The following is a 22,482-nucleotide window of genomic DNA, read 5'->3' as shown; positions in this document are numbered from 1 at the left end:
ACTATTTCGTAGTTGCTTCTTTACTTGATTTGGCATTCTATCCACCTCCTTGAGCCTAAGTATAGCAAAAAAAGATTTCGAAAGCTCGATTTAGGAGCTTTCGAAATCCTTAACTTAATGACATTGCCAAGGACGGAGAGGTTTTCTTGTCAGATTAATTCGGCTTCATCTTCTTCAATATCCACTACGACGTAACGATTTGGTTCGTCGCCTTCTGAGTAGGAGGTAACTCCATCGATTTTAGAGATGATGCGATGAATGATTTTACGTTCGCTGTTGGACATGGGATCGGTTTCCATAGCTCGGCCTTCTTCTAGGACCCGGAGGGCTAGTTTCTGAGCATAGCTTTGGAGAACTTCTGCTCTGTGTTCCACATAGTCATTGACGTTGATGGAGATAAAGAGTGTACGTCCGTAAAGGTTATAGAGGTAGTTTTGGGCTAGGAGCTGCAAGGACTTCAGAACCTTACCATGGTACCCAATCACGCGCCCTGGTTCGTTGGTATCAATTTGGAAATAAATGGTCCGACGACTGATGGAGGCAGAAACTGTTGCTTCAACATCCATTTCTCGGAGAACAGATTCTAGATAAGTTTGCGCTTGATCCATCTGTTCTTCTTCTAAGCTATCGCGCTCTCGGCGGACAAAAGTGACCGGTTCAGGCTCTGGTTCGGGGTCAACTGTGACGAAAGTCACTTCACCAACTTCTTCCTCAGCTAGAGACTCTTCGATTGTTTCTGGTTGTTCTACAATTTCCGGCTCCGCTTCCAATTCTGGCTCGGTGTCGACAACTTCAGCCGGGTCAGACGCCACTTCTACACTTTCAACCTGGATAAGAGGCTCTGAGATCTCAGTTGCTTGAGATTCCAACTGGTCATCCACTGCGGCTTCCTCTTCTTCCCCCAAAGTCTCTTTCGGAAGGTCGCGTGGGAAGAGGATGCTTAATTTACCGGTTTCTTCAAGTTTGGAGATAGCTTCTGCCATGTCTTCTGAGGATTGGAGGTTGGCTTCTGGGCTAACCTCTTCCTCAATCTCTTCCGCTTCGGCTAGGAGCGAACTTGGAAGAGGGGTTGTATCCTCGAAATCATAGTCTTCTTTGAAATCCAAGGCTTCCATTTCGACTTGAGCTGGTTTTTTACCGAATCCTAAAAAGCCTGATTTTTCGCGAGCAAGTACTTTGATGCGAACTTTCATACGAGGGAGGCCGAGGTCTTCTAGACCTTGTTGAATGGCTTCCTCAACGGTAGCTCCTGTATAACGTGCCATAAGTAGACTCCTTTATCGCTTTACTTTTTCTTTCTCTTTTTCTTCGCCTTACGTTCGGCCTTGCGTTGCGCAGCGACCTTTTGCTTGGCAACTTCTTCCTCACGTTGCCGTGCCGCTACTATTTTAAATGGATTGTTTAACAATAGCGTCTGCCCAACTTGATAAGCATTGGAGACGGTCCAATAGAGAGCCACCCCACTTGCTACCGAGAGCGAGAGGAAGAAAATCATCACTGGCATGATGTAAGTCATACTGGATGTCAATCCATTTTTTTCTTTTAAAGCATAAGTAGATAGCCAAGAGGACCCGAAGGTGAGTGCTGCGGCCAAAAATGGGAGAATCAAGTAAGGGTCGGGTTGGCTAAGATCCAACCACAAGAAGTGGGCTCCTTGCAGGATATCCACTCGTGTGAGGGATTGATAGAAGGCCAGCAAAATCGGTAACTGCACAAAGAGGGGGATGAAGGCTGCAAAAGGACGAACACCATGCTCCGCATAAAGAGCCTGCGTCTTACGGGCTAGTTCTTCCTGACCTTCACGGCCACGTCCGCGATACTCCTCTTGCAGTGCCCGAAGGGCAGGCTGTATCTCTTGCATCTTCTGAGAAGACTTGGTTTGGTATTGGAAAACCGGCAAGAGTACCGTCCGCAAAATAAAGGTCATGAGAATAATCCCTAGACCAACATTGCCTCCAAAAGAAAGCCCATTAATAGCCTCCGCAAATAAATAAACAATCTGTTCCCAAAGACCGGTCGATTGACTGGTAACTTGAGAAGTCCCACAGGCTGTCAAGAGCAACATGGTTACTCCGATCATCAGCACACTAAGAATTTTCTTTTTCTTCACAATCTTCTTCCTTTTGATAGATCTCAGCTAGCTTGAGTACATGAAGCAAATTCTGCTCCATCTCAGCGTAGGATAAATCTTCAACCCCCTTACGGGCAATCAACAGAATATCCACATTTGCTAATTGATCTTGGTGTTTCTGAAGGAGATGGCGCAAATGCCGCTTGATACGATTACGAGTCACTGCATTTCCCAAACGCTTACTTACGGAAAGCCCCACTCGAAAATGTTTCAAGTCACTATCCATCTGGTAAACCACAAACTTCCGATTAGCTTTATTCCGCTTCTGAGCTAACAGAGCCTTAAAGTCTTGATTTCTTTTGATACGATAGCTCTTCTTCACAATCTTCTTCCTTCATCAAAATTAGTATTATTATACCACAATTTCCAATAAATCCAATAGCAGCAAGGGATAGAGAGCAAAAAAAGCAGGTAAATCCTATCGGATTTCACCTGCTTTTCAACTATTTTGACTTACTCTTCCTCTTTTTTCTTTTGGAAAAGGAAACCAAAACCAACTAGAGACAGCAACCAAACTAGGAAGCGCATCAATGGATTGCGAACTTCTCCAGTATTTGGAAGCTCTTCTTCCACCGGCATCTGAGCCGCAGACAAATCCGGCTGCTGTCCTGTCACGGACTCCAACTGAGTTCCATGACTTGGCATCACCAGAGGCGTCACTATTGCCTCCTCACGCTCACCAGGTACCCCTGGTTCCTCCGGAACCACCGGTGTGACCGGTTTTTCTGGTCCTACCGGTGCCACTGGTTTCTCTGGATCAACTGGGATTACCGGCTTGTCTGGTTCTACCGGTGTCACTGGTTTCTCTGGATCAACCGGCTTATCTGGTTTTTCCGGATTAACTGGTGTTACTGGTCTCTCCGGTTCTATAGGTCTTACTGGTTTCTCTGGATCAACTGGTTTGGCGGTCTCCTTGACAGTTACCGTCACTGGCACCCGATCCTCTGAGCCGTCATTGTAACGAACCGATACATAACCCGTGAGACTGCCTGACTTAGCATCCGCTGGAACAACTACAGTCACCCAACCATTGGAGCCCACAGTCATACCTGTGCCCTCAATTCTGTAGCTGGCTGAAGTTGGGAGGTTTACACCTGGAATAGTTACCTGGGTGCCTGCTGCCACTTCAACAGCTACATAGCTTGGGTTATAACGGTCTGCTTCTGGAATCACCGGTTTTTCCGGTTCTACAGGGGTTACCGGCTTATCTGGATCTGCCGGTTTCGCTACAACCTCTACTGTCACAACTACCCGGTCTTCTGAACCATCCTTGTAGCGTACAATCACTTGACCTGTCAAGCTGCCGCTAGCTGCATCCGCTGGAACAACTACAGTCACACGACCTTGGTCATCTACGGTCATGCCTGGACCATCAACACTATAGGTGGCCTGACTTGGAAGACCTTGGCCTTCCAAGACTACTTGATTTCCTGCTTGAACGGTCGCAGTAGCATAACTTGGATTGTAGCGATCGGATTCCGGTATCTCTGGTTTTTCCGGTTCTACTGGTTTAGCGATCACGATTACCCTGACTTCCACCAGGTCTTCTGAGCCATCGGTATAGTGGACAGTCACCTGTCCTTCAAGGGTGCCATCTACAGCATCGGATGGGACAGAAACCCTTACACGACCTTGAGCATCCACCGTCATACCAGATCCACTAATGCTGTAACGAGCAGAACTTGGCAAGTTATTTCCTTCAATTAGGATTTCTTCCCCGGCCTGTACTTCCATCAAGTCATAACTTGGGTCAAACTTCTCAGCTTCTGAACGTGATAATTCTTTAACACGGACAGTAATTGGAATCAGGTCTTCTGAACCATCAGCATAGCGAATAGTCAATTGACCTGTGATAAGGCTACCTACAGCCGCATCAGATGGGATTGGTACACTAACCAAACCATATGGATCCACGCGCATACCGGAACCAACAATACGGTAACGGGCTTGTTCTGGTAGTCCCTGTCCTTCCAGTTCAACCAAACTTCCTTGCTCACCTTCAAGACTTGGATAGCTTGGATTGTACTTGTCAGCATCCGGTGTTACAACAGGCTTAGCTGTCACATACACCACAACGGACACACGGTCTTGAGAACCATCCGTATAGGTGATGGTAACTTGTCCAGTCCGATCACCCGCAGGGGTATCAGCTGGAATATCAACCGTTACTTGTCCTTGAGCATCGACACGCATGCCTTCGCCCTCAATTTGATAAGTCGCCTCTCGTGGCAAGCCTTGGGATCCAAGAATCACTTGATTTCCAGCCTCCACAGTAATTGGACTATAATTTGGATTGTAGCGTTCAGCAAGTGGCCGGGCCGTTACTTGGACGGTCACCGCTGTCTGATCTTGGGAACCATCTGAGTAGGTGACAGTGACGACTCCACGAAGGGTCCCGGAACCACTGTTCTCATCAACTTTAATCGTTACTCGACCTTGATCATCCACGGTCATACCGGTTCCAACAATTGTATAGGTGGCCTGTTCTGGAAGATCTTGACCCTCTACCATAACTTGCTGACCAGCTTGGAGGGCACTTTCCGGATAACTTGGATTGTAACGATCCGCTTCACGACTGATTTCTGGTCGAGCTGTTACAGTAATTTGAACAGGAACCTGATCTTGGGAACCGTCTAGGTAGGTCACAGTAACTAGACCAGCCAAGCCCCCAATTGGAGCATCCGCAGGTAGGCTTACCGTTACCCGACCTCGATCATCCACCGCCATATAATCCCCATAAACCTGGTAGCTTGCCTCTACCGGGAAGCCTTGGCTACCTAAGGTCATTGTTCCGCCTTGTTGGAGAGTCGCTGGGGTATAGCTTGGTGCGTAAAACTCTGCGAGTGGTCGCGCCGTCACTTGAACAGTGACGCGTACAACATCACTGGATCCATCGCTATAACGAAGAGTTACATTACCTGTCAATGTACCAGTAGCACTGTCTTCTGAAACAGCGACAGTGACGCGCCCTTGATTATCCACAGTCATGCCGGTTCCAACAATTGTATAGGTGGCCTGATCTGGGAGACCTTGACCTTCTAGGACAACGTGACTGCCGGCTTGAACGTGCGCGGTCTCATAGCTTGGATTGTAGCGCTCAGCTTCCCACTCTACAACTGGTCGGGCTGTTACTTGAACAGAAACTGGAACCAGATCTTCTGAGCCATCGGTATAAGTAATGGTTACCTGACCAGTCCGTGTACCCGTTGGAGCATCGTCTGGTATCGTTACCGTCACACGACCAAAATCATCAATGGTCATCCCTTCACCACTCACGCGATAAGTCGCACGTTCAGGTAGACCTTCCACTCCTAGACGCCCCATAGTTCCGGCTTGAAGGCTTATTGGGGTATAAACAGGATTATAAACCTCTGCTAGAGGTCGAGCTATTACTTGGATCGTAAGTGGAACAACGTCTTCAGATCCATCTTCATAACGGACAGTGATACGACCTTGCAGGCTGCCCGTTTGGGCATCTGCCGGAACCACGACAGTTACTCGGCCCTGACTATCCACTGTCATACCGGATCCGGTTACGCTATAGCTTGCTGAAGATGGTAGTCCTTGACCTTCTAGGACGACTTGATCGCCCGCTTGAACATGCGCGGTCTCATAACTTGGGTTGTAGCGTTCAGCTTCTGGTTTAGCTGTCACTTGAACAGTAATCGGAACTAAATCCTCTGAACCATCGCTGTAACGGACGGTCATTTGACCCGTCAAACTACCTGTTGCCGCATCTGCCGGAACCACGACAGTTACTCGGCCCTGACTATCCACTGTCATACCGAATCCCGTCACGCTATAGCGTGCTGAAGATGGTAGTCCTTGACCTTCTAAGACGACTTGATTGCCAGCTTGAACGTGCGCGGTCTCATAGCTTGGATTGTAGCGTTCAGCTTCTGGTTTAGCTGTCACCTGAACCGTAACCGGAACTAAATCCTCTGAACCATCGCTGTAGCGGACGGTCACTTGACCCGTCAAACTACCTGTTGCCGCGTCTGCTGGCACAATAACAGTCACACGTCCCTGACTATCCACTGTCATACCGGATCCGGTTACGCTATAGCTTGCTGAAGATGGAAGTCCTTGGCCTTCCAAGAAGACTTGGTTACCAGCTTCCACCGTCGCAGGAGTGTAACTTGGGTTGTAGCGTTCAGCTTCTGGTTTAGCTGTCACTTGAACAGTAACCGGAACTAAATCCTCTGAACCATCGCTGTAGCGGACGGTCACTTGACCCGTCAAACTACCTGTTGCCGCGTCTGCTGGCACAATAACAGTCACACGTCCCTGACTATCCACTGTCATACCGGATCCGGTTACGCTATAGCTTGCTGAAGATGGTAGACCTTGGCCTTCCAAGACGACTTGGTTACCGGCTTCCACCGTCGCAGGAGTATAACTTGGGTTGTAGCGTTCAGCTGCTGGTTTAGCTGTCACTTGAACAGTAACCGGAACTAAATCCTCGGAACCATCGCTATAACGGACAGTGACCTGACCTGTCAAACTACCTGTTGCCGCATCTGCCGGAACCACGACAGTTACTCGGCCCTGACTATCCACTGTCATGCCGGATCCCGTCACGCTATAACTTGCTGAAGATGGTAGTCCTTGACCTTTTAGGACGACTTGATCGCCCGCTTGAACATGCGCGGTCTCATAACTTGGGTTGTAGCGTTCAGCTGCTGGTTTAGCTGTCACTTGAACAGTAACCGGAACTAAATCCTCTGAACCATCGCTATAACGGACGGTCACTTGACCCGTCAAACTACCTGTTGCCGCATCTGCCGGAACCACGACAGTTACTCGGCCCTGACTATCCACTGTCATGCCGGATCCCGTCACGCTATAACTTGCTGAAGATGGAAGTCCTTGGCCTTCCAAGACGACTTGGTTACCGGCTTCTACCGTCGCAGGAGTGTAACTTGGGTTGTAGCGTTCAGCTGCTGGTTTAGCTGTCACTTGAACAGTAACCGGAACTAAATCCTCTGAACCATCGCTGTAACGGACGGTCACTTGACCCGTCAAACTACCTGATGCCGCATCTGCCGGAACCACGATAGTCACACTTCCCTGACTATTCACTGTCATACCGGATCCCGTCACGCTGTAGCTTGCTGAAGATGGAAGACCTTGACCTTCTAGGACGACTTGATCGCCCGCTTGAACATGCACGGTCTCATAGCTTGGATTGTAGCGTTCAGCTGCTGGTTTAGCTGTCACCTGAACCATTACTGGAACTAAATCCTCTGAACCATCGCTGTAACGGACAGTGACCTGGCCGTGAACGGGGCCGCTAACTGCGTCAAGCGGAACAGCCACAGTTACTCGCCCCTGTGAATCAATGGTCATACCCGACCCCGTCACGCTATAGCTTACTGAAGATGGAAGTCCTTGGCCTTCCAAGACGACTTGGTTACCGGCTTCCACCGTCGCAGGAGTGTAACTTGGGTTGTAGCGTTCAGCTTCTTCATTGGTGGCTGGGATGCGATTGACCGTTAGGACCAGGCGTTCTGTTGAACCATCCGGGTAACGTACCTGAACGGTATAAGCGGTCCGCCCAGGTTTCTCGGTAGCGGGTGTAGTGACGGTCGCATTCCCTTGACCATCAAATTCAATTTGGGATCTATTATCAGAAATTACACTGAACTGTGTTCCCCTCGGAACTTGACCTGTCTGAGGCACCACTTCTGATTTTCCAATCTGGATATCGAGGACTGGGTAGTGACCCTCATAAAGATCCGCTTGAGTCATTTGTCCACTTAACTTGTTCTCCACTTGCAAGACTGAACGATCCATGTAAGAGTTGGAATAAGTATTTCGCATGATGCCAGCTGACTGACTAGAGCCCACCATGACTCCACGCTCTTTCCAAGTTTCCGCCAAGGCAGAAGCTCCACTTGCGTCCGCAATAGCAGCAATTTGAGCTGCAAATTCGGCTCGACTGAGTGGATTCTTAAGAGTGTATTCGATGGTATAAGCAGCTGGTTCATAATAACCACTCAAGGTGACGCTTGGGGTCTTGACTTCCTCAATAATCGGCCGGAAGATCGGAGCCAGATTCTGACGTCTACGTTCGGCTTCTTCTTGGCTGCTGACGCCTTCCAAACTGATAGCTGGAGTATTTTTTGTGTGGACAAGGCCTGTACCATCCACCACCAAAGGAATCGCTTTACTGATACCGACGCCTCCAGCATTGGAAGCATACAAGCTCACTTGGTTGGTATCGACTAGGCTCATCAATTCCGCCGGTAATTTTTGAACGATGTAAGGAATGGTACCCGCTGGCTCGGTTAGCACACTGCGGCCCTTAACCAGTTCATACCGGGTTATAAATTTGAAGCCTTTTACTTGTCCATCTTCAGTGACAAGGGGAAGAATTTCGGAAACTTCTTGGTTACTTGGTGAATCAGCTGTCTTCCGGTTTTTTGTATCGGAAAAAATACTATCTACCGTCGTCTCTGCTTGGGAAGCATCACGGTTAGGCATATCGGCCGCAAACCAAGCGCCATTCAAGGTGTCAACGACCAAACGGTTGATGTTGAAGACGCGATCGTAGTTGTCTCCACTTACAAAAGCAGATCCGAAAGTCACAGCTTGACTACCCACGAGCTCCGTCACGGTTTTGCCGTCTTTAAGGGTAATCGTTAGCGGAAAATTAGTTGCATCCGATGTGTTATTGGGATCATCTGGGAAGCTGACAAAGCGCTTGAGCACCGGGATGGACCAAAGTTGGTTCTCCTGGCTCGAAGTCAATTCCAGACTCACATCGTAAATGGAATCCGTCTTAACCTTAATGCTCTCAATATTGTTGTAAAAATTTGGATTCTCAAACCAAAGCAAGTAGTTACCGGATTGGCCTTCCTGATTGTATTCTTGCGAGAAACCCACTCCCTTGAACTTGTTCCAGTTCGTCTGGCGCAAGATGATCTGATTGCCCTTGTTTTCAAAGCGGTCAAAATAGGTTCCACCATAAATTTCCACAATGAACTTTGGATCGACCACATTCGGAGTAAATCCGTTCACGCCTAAATCAATAGGGGCTTGTGGTTTAGCAGGAGTTACCTCTGTAGCGGAAAGGCCTGCTTCTGATACCACTTGGTTAGGGTTAGCCTCTACTGCCACAGGTTTTTCAGATGACACTGAATTTGTGCTCTCTGTTTCTGACTGGTCTGAAGCAGTGGTCCTTGCGACTGTCTCTCCCAAAGAGTTCGGTTCTTCCTGTATTGCACGTGCTTGAACCGGCTCCACTTTCAAGGGTTCCGCGACCGTAGACGATCCTGACTGGACCAAAGTTGCTTGACGGGAATCTTCCGTCTGAGAGGATAGTGTTTCACCTGAAGGGGCAGGGGGCGGCAGTTCCGCTCCTCCAAGGGTCGCATCCGCCGGATAAACCACTGGAGATTCAGTTCCTAAAGCCTCGGCCGGCTCATTCTGAGCCTCTACACTCAAACCTTCCTTAACCTCTGGAACATCTGCTGCTGCCTGTTCAGCTGCCTGAACTGGACCTCCGCCAAAAATCACGCTTCCAAGAAAAACGGAGGCTGCTCCGATGGAATATTTTCGAATGGAAAATCGTTGAACAGTTTTTGTAAACGGTTCAGTTTTCATACATAGAACTCCTTCCTTCTTTTAAAATCCCCGAAGTTTTTTCAAAAGAATCTCTCATACATGGAAAATCAATCAGTCATTACTCATTGAACGCAAATTGGAAAACATGTCGTGCCTTGACCCCATTTCTTCGGTTTTTAGGTCGCGATTTTATCCAATTTGTTCTTAGGACATCCTTCAATTTTCACAATGTATCATATTATATTTTAGTTCAAAATCCGCAAAAAGTCCATGCTTTCTCTACCTTTTTCCTTGGGAAATTTATACTGAACTAATTTCAAAATCAGAATACTCGCGGAATTTCAAAAAATGACGAGGATAGCCGATGATGGTAGTTCCACAGGTCTGGGAGACCTGTGGAATATACTCTTTTAGTTTATCTTTTATTACTGTGTTAGCTCGTCTTGCCGTACTTTAGTACTGCCTGCGACTCGCTGCCTTGTACTAAAATCAAACTAAAAGACTATATTATCGCTAAAGCGTGCAAGGCACGCAATCAAAGGGGTTCGGCGGAGAGGATTATACTCTCTTAGTTTATCTTTTATTACTGTGTTAGCTCGTCTTGCCGTACTTCAGTACTGTCTGCGACTCGCTGCCTTGTACTAAAAGCAAACTAAAAGACTATAACACATTCAGTTTTGAAATGTAATGAGCATCAGATTTTGACATCCAATGAGAATTACAATTCTTGAACCGCAAAAAACCCCTCCAAAAGGAGGGGTAGGGAAACCAAATTTCATTCATACAAGGGTGATCTCCCTCTTACTCATACATGTTGATACTCTTATCTAGTATGTACCTACCGACTATTCTTCGTCTTTGCGACGACGTCCGACAATTCCAAATCCTGCAAGAAGACCTAGAATTCCGAGAGCTGTTGCGCCAGCTGCATCTTCAGTACCAGTTTCAGGAAGTGCTTCCGCTGGTGCTTCAGGTTGAACTGGAGTTACAGGTTCTGGTTTAGGTTCAGGTTTAGGTTCAGGTTTCGGTTCTGGCTTAGGCTCTGGTTTAGGCTCAGGTTTTGGTTCTGGCTTAGGTTCAGGCTTAGGCTCAGGTTTTGGAACCTCAACATAAGGGATTGGAGTTGGTTTAGTTGGATCTTTTGGTACAGGAGGAATATAACCCTTAGTTGGATCGTTTGGATCAACTGGTTTCAATGGTTCTCTTGTATCTGGATCAACTGGTACCAAACCAGGAACGTGTGGAATAGCTGGTTGACTTGGATCCGTTGGTGGAACAAGTTTACCTGGATCTGTTGGATCGTTGGTATATGGTACTTCAGTCCATGGTTTGTCCGGAGTTACACCTGGAGGGAACTCTGGGACATAGTTAGAGATTGGAGCGTAAATAACTTGATCTAGGATATCTGCTGAATCAGCTGTAATTCCTGTGTGTGCTCCCGCCTCAACTTGTGATGGATCTACAAGGATGAAGCCTTTATAAACTGGAGTCTTGTAGCTTTCGAATGAAGTGCCGTCTTGTGCTACCCAATCACCAAGTGTCGTTTCACCAGTTACCAGATTGATGGTTCCCTCACGACGGAAGCGGAGAGTGTCACGATGCATTGGTACTTCAGATGCTGGAATCTCTTTCAAGCTTCCATCTTCTGCACGTACATAGTAACGAACCTCACGGTTAACTTCCTCAGTCAATTTAAGGATGTCTTCCTTATCTGGATCTGGGTAATTTGGTGTATTTGGATCTGTTGGATCAACTGGCTTGTTAGGATTTACAGGTTTTTCAGGTGTTACAGGGATGATCTTCGCTTTGAGGTCTACGTAGTAAACATCAACGCCATCTTGACCATCGAAGTGTGTGCCTGAAACAAAACCATCTCTCACAAGTTCGTAACCAAGTTTCACATACTTCACAATTGTGTCAGCAGTAGAGTAGTTAATAACTTGTGATGAAGTACCTTCCATAACAGCTGAGCTCTCAAGTTCACGGACAACTGTTGTGCCATCTTGTTTCACTTCGCGGTAGATAATTTGTGCTTTATCGATACGTGCGTAAGGAATTACAGTTGGTTTAGTTGGATCCTCTGGAACAGGAGGGATATAACCCTTAGTTGGGTCATTTGGATCAACTGGCTGCAATGGAATTTGCGGTTCAAATCCTGGTACATAAGGAATGTTTGGTTGAGCTGGATCTGTTGGAGGAACAATCTTACCTGGATCTGTTGGATCGTTGGTGTATGGTACCTCTGTCCATGGTTTCTCTGGTAGATCCGCAGGGAAATCTGGGATGTAGTTAGCAAGTTTCACATACACAACTTCATCGTGGATGTCAGCTGATGTAGCGGTGATTCCTGTGTGAGCACCCTTCATTGCATCTGCAGCATTAGCAAGGATATGACCTTTATAAACTGGAGATGCATAATCTTGGAAGGATGTGCCGTCTAGAGCAACCCACTCACCAAGAGTGTTTTCGCCTGTTACAAGGTTAACAGTTCCTTCACGACGGAAGCGGAGAGTGTCTTCCTTAGTTGCGATTTCCATTTCTGGAATCTTCGTAAGGTTTCCATTCGCATCTCGAACATAGTATTTAACGTCACGATTTACTTCCTCAGTCAACTTCACAATATCAGGGTTTTCAATTGGAGGGTAGACTGGTGAATCTGGATCTGTTGGATCTGTTGGTTTGTTTGGCTCTTGTGGTTTTTCAGGTGTTACAGGAATGATCAATTCTTTCAAGTCAACGTAGTAAACTGCGCTATCTTGAGTGAAGCGAGTACCTGATACAAAACCATCTTTCACAAGTGCATAACCAAGGCGTTTGTATTTCGTAATGGTGTCTGCTGTAGAGTAATTGATGAGATCATCGATTGCTCCTTCGAGAACCGCTGATGTCTCAAGCTCACGAACAACAGTTGTTCCATCTTGACCTACGACACGGTAAACAACTTGTGCAGAAGACATGTTGCGTACATATGGAATCTTCGTATCATCTGTAGGAGTTGTTGGAACTGGAGGGATGTAACCCTTGCTTGGATCTTGTGGATCCACTGGTTTCAATGGTTCATTGGTTCCTGGATCTACTGGTGTCAAACCTGGTACATATGGAATGGCAGGTTGTTGTGGATCAGTAGGAGGAACAATGCTTCCAGGATTCGTTGGATCTGTTACATACGGTACTTCTGTCCAAGGGTTAGTTGGAGTTACGCCTGGAGGAAACTCTGGAACATAGTTACCAACTGGTACGTAGATAACTTGATCATGGATATCTGCTGATGTTGCAGTGATTCCATTATGAGCTCCGGCTTGAAGTTGAGCCGCATTTTCCAAGATGTATCCTGGAACAGATGGGGATGTGTAAGAACCAAATGCTGAACCATCTACAGCCACCCAGTTTTGGAGGGTAGTTGCACCTGTTGCCAAGTTGATGGTACCTTCACGACGGAAGCGAAGTGTATCTGACTTCATGGCTGCCTGTTCAGGCGTCATTTCAGTCAAGCTACCATCTTTACCACGGATGTAGTAACGAACGGTACGAACAACTTCTTCTTCCAATTTGAAGATGTCTGTGCTTGGCTCTACGCTAGGATCCGTTGGTTTTTCTGGATCTGGGTAGTTTGGTGTTGTTGGATCTGTTGGATCTGGATTCTTAGGCAATTCTGGTGTCTCTGGATCAACCGGTTTATTTGGTGTAACTGGTTTTTCTGGAGTTACCGGGATAACAATGGCCTTCACATCAACGTAGAAGGTATCAATACCATCTTGACCGTCGAATTTAGTACCTGGAACAAAGCCATCTTTCACAAGAGTGTAGCCTTTGAGGTAAAGCTCTTTCAAAGTAGCTGCTGTTGAGTACTGAATTTCTTGACCTTCTTCACCATTGATAATATCTGACTTAGCCAATTCCGCATTGACAACAGTACCCGCTTCATCTACAAGACGGTAAATGATTTGAGCTTTGTCTTCCACAGCATTCTTGATGTATGGAATCTTCGTATCTGTTGTTGGTGTTGTCGGAACCGGAGGGACATAACCCTTGTTTGGATCTTGTGGATCCACTGGTTTCAATGGTTCATTGGTTCCTGGATCAACTGGGATCAAGCCTGGCACATATGGAATTGCCGGTTGACTTGGGTCTGTTGGTGGAACAATATCTGTTGGTTTATTTGGATCAGTGACATACGGAACTTCAGTCCATGGGTTGGTTGGAGTTACGCCTGGAGGGAATTCTGGAACATAGTTACCAACTGGTACGTAGATAACTTGATCATGAATATCCTCAGAATCAGCAGAGATACCATTATGGGCACCAGCCTGAAGTTGAGAAGCGTTTTCCAAGATGTAACCAGGGATTGAAGGTGATGTGTAGGCTCCAAATGCTGAACCATCTACAGCTACCCAGTTTTGTAGAGTCGTTGCTCCAGTTGCCAAGTTGATCGTTCCTTGACGACGGAAACGTAGTGTATCTGACTTCATCTCAACAAGATTTGCTGGCAATTCAGTCAATTGTCCGTCTGTACCACGTACATAGTAACGAACGGTACGTACCACTTCTTCCTCAAGCTTGAAGATGTCTGTGCTTGGCTCTACATTAGGATCCTTCGGTTTTTCTGGATCCGGGTAGTTTGGTGTTGTTGGATCTGTTGGATCTGGATTCTTAGGAAGTTCCGGAACTTTGTCTGGATCAACTGGTTTATCAGGTGTTACCGGCGTTTCTGGAGTTACCGGAATCACAATGGCTTTGACATCTACATAGTAAGTGTCTACTCCATCTTGTCCATCATACTTCGTACCAGCTGCAAATCCATCTTTCACAAGAGTATAGCCTTGAAGGTAAAGCTCTTTCAGAGTTGCTGCTGTTGAGTACTTGATTTCCTCCCCTTCTTTACCAACGATAAGTCCTGAATCACGGAGTGATGGATTGATAATTTCACCAGCTTCGTTCACTTCACGATAGATAATGCGTGCTTGATCTTCTTTCACTTCAGAATCTGGATTCTTCACATAAGGAATCTCCGTATCTGTAGTTGGAGAAGTTGGAACTGGTGGAACATAACCTTTACCAGGATTCTCAGGATCAACTGGTTTCAACGGCTCATTTGTTTCCGGATCAACTGGTGTCAAACCTGGAACATAAGGAATTGCAGGTTGTTGTGGATCAGTTGGAGGAACAATTGTAGCTGGGTTGGTAGGATCTGTTGTATATGGTACTTCTGACCATGGATCTGTTGGTGTTGAACCTTCTGGGAACTTAGGCACATAGTTACCAACTGGTACGTAGATAACTTGGTCGTGGATATCCTCAGAATCTGCACCGATACCGTTATGAGCTCCAGCTTGGATTTGCGCTGCATCTTCCAAAATGTAGCCTGCTACAGATGGAGATGTGTAAGCTCCAAAGGCAGAACCGTCAAGAGCTACCCAGTTTTGTAGGGTGGTTTCACCAGTTGCAAGGTTGATGGTTCCTTCACGACGGAAGCGGAGAGTATCAGACTTCATAGCTGCCTGTTCAGGCGTCATTTCAGTCAATTGACCATCTTTACCACGGATGTAGTAACGAACTGTCCTCAAGACTTCATCTTCCAAACGCAAGATATCTGTTTTATCAGGGGTTGGATAGTTTGGAGTCGTTGGATCCGTTGGATCTGGGTTCTTAGGTAGATCAGGTGTATCTGGATCAACCGGTTTGTTTGGATCAACTGGTTTTTCCGGAGTAACTGGGATAATAATCGCAGTCACATCAACGTAGTAGGTGTCGATATCATCTTGACCGTTGAAGGTCAAACCTTCACGGTATTTCGCCCCTGCAACAGTAGAGTTGGTTGAAAGGGTGTAACCTTTGAGGTACAAGTCTTTCAAGGTCTCTGTTGTAGAGTAAGTAATGCGGGCACCTTCTTTACCGTTAATGATTCCAGATGTTGCAATCTGTTCATTTACGATGGTTGTTCCATCAGCAGATACGACACGGTAGATTACCTGTGCACGATCGTCTTTGGCATCTGGATCAACTGGTTTATCTTGTTCAATATATGGGATTGTGGTTTCCACACCTGGATCAGTTGGTGCAGGTGGGATGTAACCCTTGCTTGGATCAGTTGGATCCACTGGTTGCAATGGAGATCCATCCGTTGGGTTTGTTGGAACAAAGCCTTCAACGTAAGGAATCCGTTGAGTTTCATCCGTAGGCGGAACAATCTTGCTTGGATCAGTTGGATCGTTCACGTAAGGAACTTCTGTCCAAGGATTAGTTGGGGTAGAACCATCAGGGAATTTCGGAACATAGCGAGAAATTGGTTTGTAGACAACGATATCGAGATAATCTTCATCTGTTGCACCAACATTCGCATGACCTCCAGCTTCTTTCTGGTCAGCATTGACAAGGACATATCCTGTTACGACAGGGGAAGTCTTATTCTCAAAGCTGTTTCCAGGAGTAGCAGTCCAATCGCCAAGGGTTGTTGCACCTGTTACCAAGTTGATGGTTCCCTCACGACGGAAGTTGAGTGTATCCACAACTTCAGCAGCTACCGCATTCCCATCTTGGTCCACGTATCGGATAGTCCGTTTCACTTCCTCTGTCAACTTCAGAGCTTCTTCTTTGTCTGGAGTTGGGTAAACAGGAGGATTTGGATCTTCAGGATCTGGGTAACCAGGTGTCTTAGGATCAACTGGTTTTTCAGGTTCAATAGGATTTTCCGGAGTAATTGGAATGATGATTGGAGTCAAGTCAACAAAGTAGTTTGTCACTGTACCTGGCTCACCACTGAAGGTTGCTCCAGTTGGGTAACCGTTGTTTACAAGTTGGTAACCTTGCGCATGGTATTTAGCCACGATGGTTGACACTTGATCTTGGGTATAAGGAACAGCCTCACCCTGGTTACCAGTCAATTGACCGGAAGCTTCCAATTGTTTTACGACGGTTGCTCCGTCAGCTGTCACCTCACGGTAAACGATTTGAACAGCGATCTTCTCTGGATCTGGGTTCTTCGCATAGTAGACTTTATCAACAATATTCTCGCTTGCATTGGTAATACCAGTGTGAGCTCCGAATTGAGATTGTGATGTATCTACCAAGTGGTAGCCTGGAATTGCTGGAGATGTCCGGTTGGTAAACTCAGCAGTTGCTGGTTGCCAGCCTTCTTCGTTCCAAACAACTTCACCAGTTACAAGGTTGACAACACCTTCACGACGGAAGCTTACTGTATCAGAAACTTCTCCGCTAAGGACAGCTTCTGTACCTTGCTCGAGATATTGGATGGTACGGGTAACATCTTTCAACATCTTGCTTGGATCTTTCGAATCTGGGTCCGTTGGATCTGGATAATTTGGTGAATCCGGATCGTTCGGATCAACTGGGTTATTTGGATCAACTGGTTTTTCAGGTGTAACCGGAGTCAATTTGGCTTTCAAGGTTACATAGTAAGTATCTGTACCCTTGGTTCCGTCGAAGGTTGCCCCACGTGGGAATCCGTCATTGACAAGTTCATAGCCGAGTTTCTTGTACTTGGCGATAGTTTCAGCGGTTGCATAACCTGTTCCATTTGGACCGATGATTTCGCCCTTCTTACCTTTGAACTCATCTGAACGTTCCAATTCACGAATAACAGTGCGTCCATCTTGCTCTACGTATTGGTAGATAATGACAGCAGCATCAATCCGTGCATATGGAATCTCAGTTACTTGAGTTGGATCAGTTGGTGAAGGAGGAATGTAGCCTTTAGTTGGATCATTTGGATCAACTGGTTGAAGTGGAATTGTAGGCTCAAATTCAGGGATGTAAGGAATCACCTGAGTTGGGTCTGTTGGTGGTACCAACTTGGTTGGATCGGTTGGATCTTCCTTATACGGTACCTCACTCCATGGGTTATTTGGTTTATCCTCATCTGGAACATCTGGGAAGGATGGAACGTACTTGGCAATTGGAACATAAACAACGCGATCTGTAATATCTGGATCAGTAGCGTTAATGCCTGTGTGTTCCCCTTCTTCTTTCTGATTAGCATCTTTCAAGATGTAGCCTGGGATAACTGGAGAAGCAACATTGCTAAAGCTGTTTCCATCCTTAGCAACCCATTCATTAAGGGTTGTTTCACCTGTAGCCAAGTTAATAGTACCGGTACGTTCGAAGGTCAAAGTATTAACAACATCAGTCGAAAGTACTTTTCCAGATTCATCAACATATTGAATCGTCCGTTTGACTTCTTCTGTCAAGGTTTGAATAGCTGGATCTGTTGGATCTGGATAATTTGGCGTAGTTGGATCTGTTGGATCTGGATTCTTAGGAAGTTCTGGAACTTTATCTGGATCCACTGGTTGATCAGGAGTTACCGGAGTTGTTGGTGTTACAGGGATAATGATTGCTGTGACATCGACATAGTAAGTATCCACATCATCTTGTCCGTTGAAGGTTAAACCAGTGCGGTAATGACGATCTACATCCACGCTTGAATTTGTTGAAAGTGTATACCCTTTGAGGTAGAGTGCTTTCAAGTCTTCCGTTGTAGAGTACGTAATTGCCTCACCCGCATTACCTGGAATTTCAGCAGATTCTGCAATGTTAGGATTTACAACTGCATTTCCTGCTGCGTTCACAACACGGTAGATGATCTTAGCCTTGTCTGCAAGAGACTTGTAAGGAATCTTAGTTTCCACACCTGGATCTGTTGGTGCCGGTGGAATGTAACCCTTCTTAGGATCTGTTGGATCTACAGGTTGCAATGGTTGTCCATCTGCAGGATTTGTTGGCACAAAGTTTTCCACATAAGGGATAATTTGTGTTTCATCCGTTGGTGGAACAATCTTGCTTGGATCTGTTGGATCATTTACATACGGAACCTCTGTCCATGGGTTCGTTGGTGTAGAACCATCTGGGAATTCAGGAACATAACGAGAGATTGGTTTATAGACAACATTATCAACGATATCATTATCTGTCGCGTTAATTCCATCATGCGCCCCTTCTTCTTTCTGATTAGGGTCTACAAGAATGTAACCTTTAACCACAGGAGAAGGCTTATCAGCAAAACTAGTTCCATTTTCAGGCGTCCAATCACCTAAAGTAGTCTCACCAGTCACCAAGTTAATGGTTCCTTCACGGCGGAACTTAAGCGTATCCTCTACATCAGAAGCAAGAGGATTACCAGACTGATCTACATACTTAATGGTACGTTTGACTTCTTCTGTTAATTTCTTAACTTCTTCATTATCCGGTGTTGGATAATTTGGTGTATTTGGATCCGTTGGATCTACTGGATTATTTGGATCCACTGGATTCTCAGGTGTAATCGGAATAATCCGAGGTTTCAAGTCGACATTAAAGACTTGTTGCCCATTTTCTCCATCAAACGTTGGTAGAGCTGCGCCATTACGCTCGAATTGCTTAGTTGTTTCGTTATAAGTATAGCCTGTATACCCATCAACCACCAATTCATAACCTTGCTTCTTGTAGGCATTCAATTGCGCAAGAACTTGATCTGCTGTGTAAGGAATTGTCTCACCAGCACTTCCAGCAAGGTTTTCTGACTCAGACAGTACAATCGGGTTAGCAGCATTGGCTACGTTCCGATAAACAACCTTGGCGGTGTCCGTCATTTCAAAGACAACTTTAGTTACCCAGTTTTCTGGAACCCCTGTGTTGGTCATATTTGACCAGAAGGTATCGCTTACCACATCACGACCGCTTGCATCTTTGGTCAGAATCTTCTCTTCAAATCCATCTTTAGTCAAGACCGCATGAACGCTTTCCCCTTGACCACGTTGATTCACAAGAGATTGCAAGTTAGGTACATTAGATTCTGTAATGGTTGCAACATAGCCTGCCAAACTCTTATTGACTGTTGAATAAGGATCTTTCGTTTGACTATCTGTTGTCGTTTTCCAGCCGGAATCGGAAGTAGCTGAGTAAGGAATCTTATTGTACTCCTGAAGGAAAACGTCTCCCCCAGTAATGGTGGTATTTGCAAAACGTTGCTTCAAGACTTCCGTATCCAAACGGAGGTTCATATTCCGTTCCCAATCAGAAGTCTCTGTTACAGAGTTCGCCTCGTTGGCAAAAACTTCAGAAATTGGCACAACAGAACCGTCAGCCTTCTTCACATAATACTCAATTGTATTTGTGTGTTTCGCAAGTGGATTGATCTTCGTACCGTTTGCAACCCAAACGCTGTGTGAGTTTTGTGTGGTTAAGTCAATATCATAGGAACGATCTTGGCTACTTTCTGGTTCAACAGGTCGTATACCGCCTCTTGAATTCGCCAATGGAATAGATGGACTGGAACCTGTAATATCAGTTGGTCCACCAAAACCTTGGATATCGACATCTCCTTGTTTGACATCAATCCAGACACCATTTTGCTTCTGTGCATCTGTTTGAAGTGGAGCTTTGTGAGTTCCTTCATTCCGAGCGTAAACTGTATAGGTCTCTGCATTCACAGCTGAATCCAAGACAAATTCCATCTTGGTCCCTGGGACATTTCCATAAATCAGGTTAGGCGTACCAGCTGTCGGAGGATTAAATCCTTGAGGGGTTGAGTTCGGTAGTTTCCCGTTTGGATCTTCAATTTGATTTCCAAGAGGTGTCGTATAGCGCTGCAAACTGAAGTAAAGCGGCGTATCAACACGGAAAACAACATTTTTGGTTGCTCCAAGAGGAACCGAAATCAACTCAGCATAGTGGTTTCTATTATCATCCCGGATATCTACCACTGTACCCTGCTTCACATTGAAGAGTGGTTGTGTTGCAGAACCCTCACGTGAATCGAGGGAAATCAGGTCATCGTAATCATTTCCGATATTTCGACTTCCGTTTCGGTTTTTCGCTACGACGATAAACTTCGCATAGTCATCAACAGTGATGGTACCAGCATTATTAACACCGATGTAGTTATAACCATCATAGGAACCAGACGGTGTTCCATTTCCATTATAGGGAGCCTTACCATCGGATGTAAAGCTATTATACGAATGCTTTCCAAAAACAATGTGCGAGTCATCCCCGAGATCCATAGCTACACCACGACCAGTATTGTTGAAAACAACATTCGATTGTTGGCCAGTTGTAAAAGTAGCATTGTGACCTGTAATAATGGAATCACGACCTGTAAAGGTTGCCTTACCTTCTTTACCAATAGAGATGGTTGCAGAAGAGTTGGCTAATTTACTTGTATTTCCAGCACCGTAACCACCATAGCGATCCGCATCCGTCTCATTTCCACCTGGACGTTTAACACCGATCGAAATCGCTTGACCAATGGACGAGTTAATGTTTAAGGTTGAGGCTTCACCCGTCTTCACAGTACCGGTCAATGGCATGTAGATAGCAGCATCATGGTAGCGAGATTTAGCTGAAGTATCGTTTGACTGATTCATGTTGATGGTCAAACTACCCTTATCCTTCACTTCAACAGTTGCGCTGTTTGGAAGACTAATCGCGTCACCAGAAGCGGTACGATTTACTGTAAATGTAGCATCTTCATCAACAACCACTGCACGAACATCGTGGATATTGGCTGGACGGCGATTATTCCGACCATTTTGATCGGTGTAGTTTGCTCTTTCTCCCTGCCATGCAGTATTCATTTGAACATACTGAGTTCCACCAGCTAAAGAAGTATAGCTGTCTGACAGGCTAGACGTTGTATTTCCCTTGATGACCACAGTCGTTTGTGGACCAGCACCAAAGAGAACACCTTCACTCTTTACATCTTCAAAGGTCACCGTTGACGAACGGTTTTGACTAAGATCAATTGGACCATTTGAGTTGGCAGAATAAACACTCAAGTTACTAAAGAGGATATCTCCGACAGCACTTGAAGTTGGTTTAATAGAGTAAGAACGGAAATCAATCGCACTATTGGCACCATCACCATAGATATTTATAGCACGATTCGCAATTGCTAGGGACAAAGTCCGGTCAACAGCTTTTGTCTTCGCATTTGTCGCTTCAGATGAACCATTACCATTGGTAATGCCATTCACAGTATTCGGAGCAAAAATTTGTCCTTGTACCTTGATATCTGTAACGCTAGCGTTGGATAGAGCAGCCACAAATTGGTCCCAATTTGTAACAGTTGTTGCTGTTGTTGGAGCAGTTGCAGCCCGGAAGGCACTGTTCAGGGGCATTGCCTGTGGACGAGCTACGTCAGTCTCCTTGCTTTCTGTTGCTGATTCTGCCTTTTTTTCTTCATCAGACTTCGTTTCAGCAGCAGTAGCCGTATTTTCAGCTACTGTAGTTGCCTCTTCTGAAGATGACGAAGAACTTGACGTAGAAGCTTCAGCTGAAGCAGTAGACATTTCGGAACTTGCAGACCTTACTACTGTTGCGTCACTTGTTACTACAGCAGGTTCTGCATTGTAAGTAGACGTGTCTGAAGCAGCTTCCAAAGAGACATCCGAAGATGAACCAGTCGAAGCCGAGCTGTTGCTTTCATCAGACTCAGAGGTTGCCGTTTCCTCTGCTTGTACATTCTGCCCAGTAAAGAGCATTGTTCCAAGCAAGACAGACGCAGCACCAAAAGAATATTTCCGAATGGAAAACCTCTGGACTGATCGATCAAACATGTGTTTCTTCATGTCGTCTTTCATTCTCCTTTTTTATTATTAACCTAGCACACGAAACCAAGATTACGAATACTATAGGCTGTATTATGATAACATTTCATAGCATTATTGTAAAGGAATTCGAGGCGCTATTTTTGTGATTTATATTACAAAAACACCCTATATAACAAGGTTTACCCTTCACAATCTCTTTAACCGGATAATCGGTTATATTAGTTAAAAGGTTCTTAA

At 45.8% G+C, this 22,482-nt stretch carries 5 protein-coding genes; all 5 read right to left on the bottom strand.

Annotated features, from left to right (window positions below):
- Positions 1-149: 149 nt before the first annotated feature.
- The 5 genes from jag to I2503_RS04345 all read right to left on the bottom strand — a co-directional run bounded on the left by jag (position 150) and on the right by I2503_RS04345 (position 22,275).
- Positions 150-1,265 carry an RNA-binding cell elongation regulator Jag/EloR gene (gene jag, locus I2503_RS04365; protein ID WP_196967153.1) on the bottom strand — a complete coding sequence of 372 codons (1,116 nt, stop codon included), beginning with the start codon at positions 1,263-1,265 and terminating at the stop codon, positions 150-152.
- Positions 1,266-1,285: 20 nt separating this feature from the next.
- Positions 1,286-2,110: a YidC/Oxa1 family membrane protein insertase gene (locus tag I2503_RS04360; protein WP_348769621.1), complete on the bottom strand. Its 825-nt coding sequence runs from the start codon at positions 2,108-2,110 to the stop codon at positions 1,286-1,288.
- Complete coding sequence (gene rnpA / locus I2503_RS04355) at positions 2,088-2,453, bottom strand: ribonuclease P protein component (RefSeq protein ID WP_196092403.1); 366 nt, start codon at positions 2,451-2,453, stop codon at positions 2,088-2,090. Before rnpA ends, I2503_RS04360 begins: the two co-directional genes overlap by 23 nt.
- Positions 2,454-2,584: 131 nt before the next feature.
- Entirely contained in the window at positions 2,585-9,739 is a 7,155-nt protein-coding gene (locus tag I2503_RS04350) for a Rib/alpha-like domain-containing protein (RefSeq protein ID WP_196967152.1), read from the bottom strand.
- A gap of 806 nt (positions 9,740-10,545) precedes the next feature.
- Positions 10,546-22,275: a pectate lyase-like adhesive domain-containing protein gene (locus I2503_RS04345; RefSeq protein ID WP_196967151.1), complete on the bottom strand. Its 11,730-nt coding sequence runs from the start codon at positions 22,273-22,275 to the stop codon at positions 10,546-10,548.
- Positions 22,276-22,482 lie beyond the last annotated feature (207 nt).

It is taken from the genome of Streptococcus sp. NLN64 (assembly GCF_015831295.1).
In the GTDB taxonomy this organism is placed as follows: domain Bacteria; phylum Bacillota; class Bacilli; order Lactobacillales; family Streptococcaceae; genus Streptococcus.
This window is presented reverse-complemented; position numbering and strand designations above follow the sequence as displayed.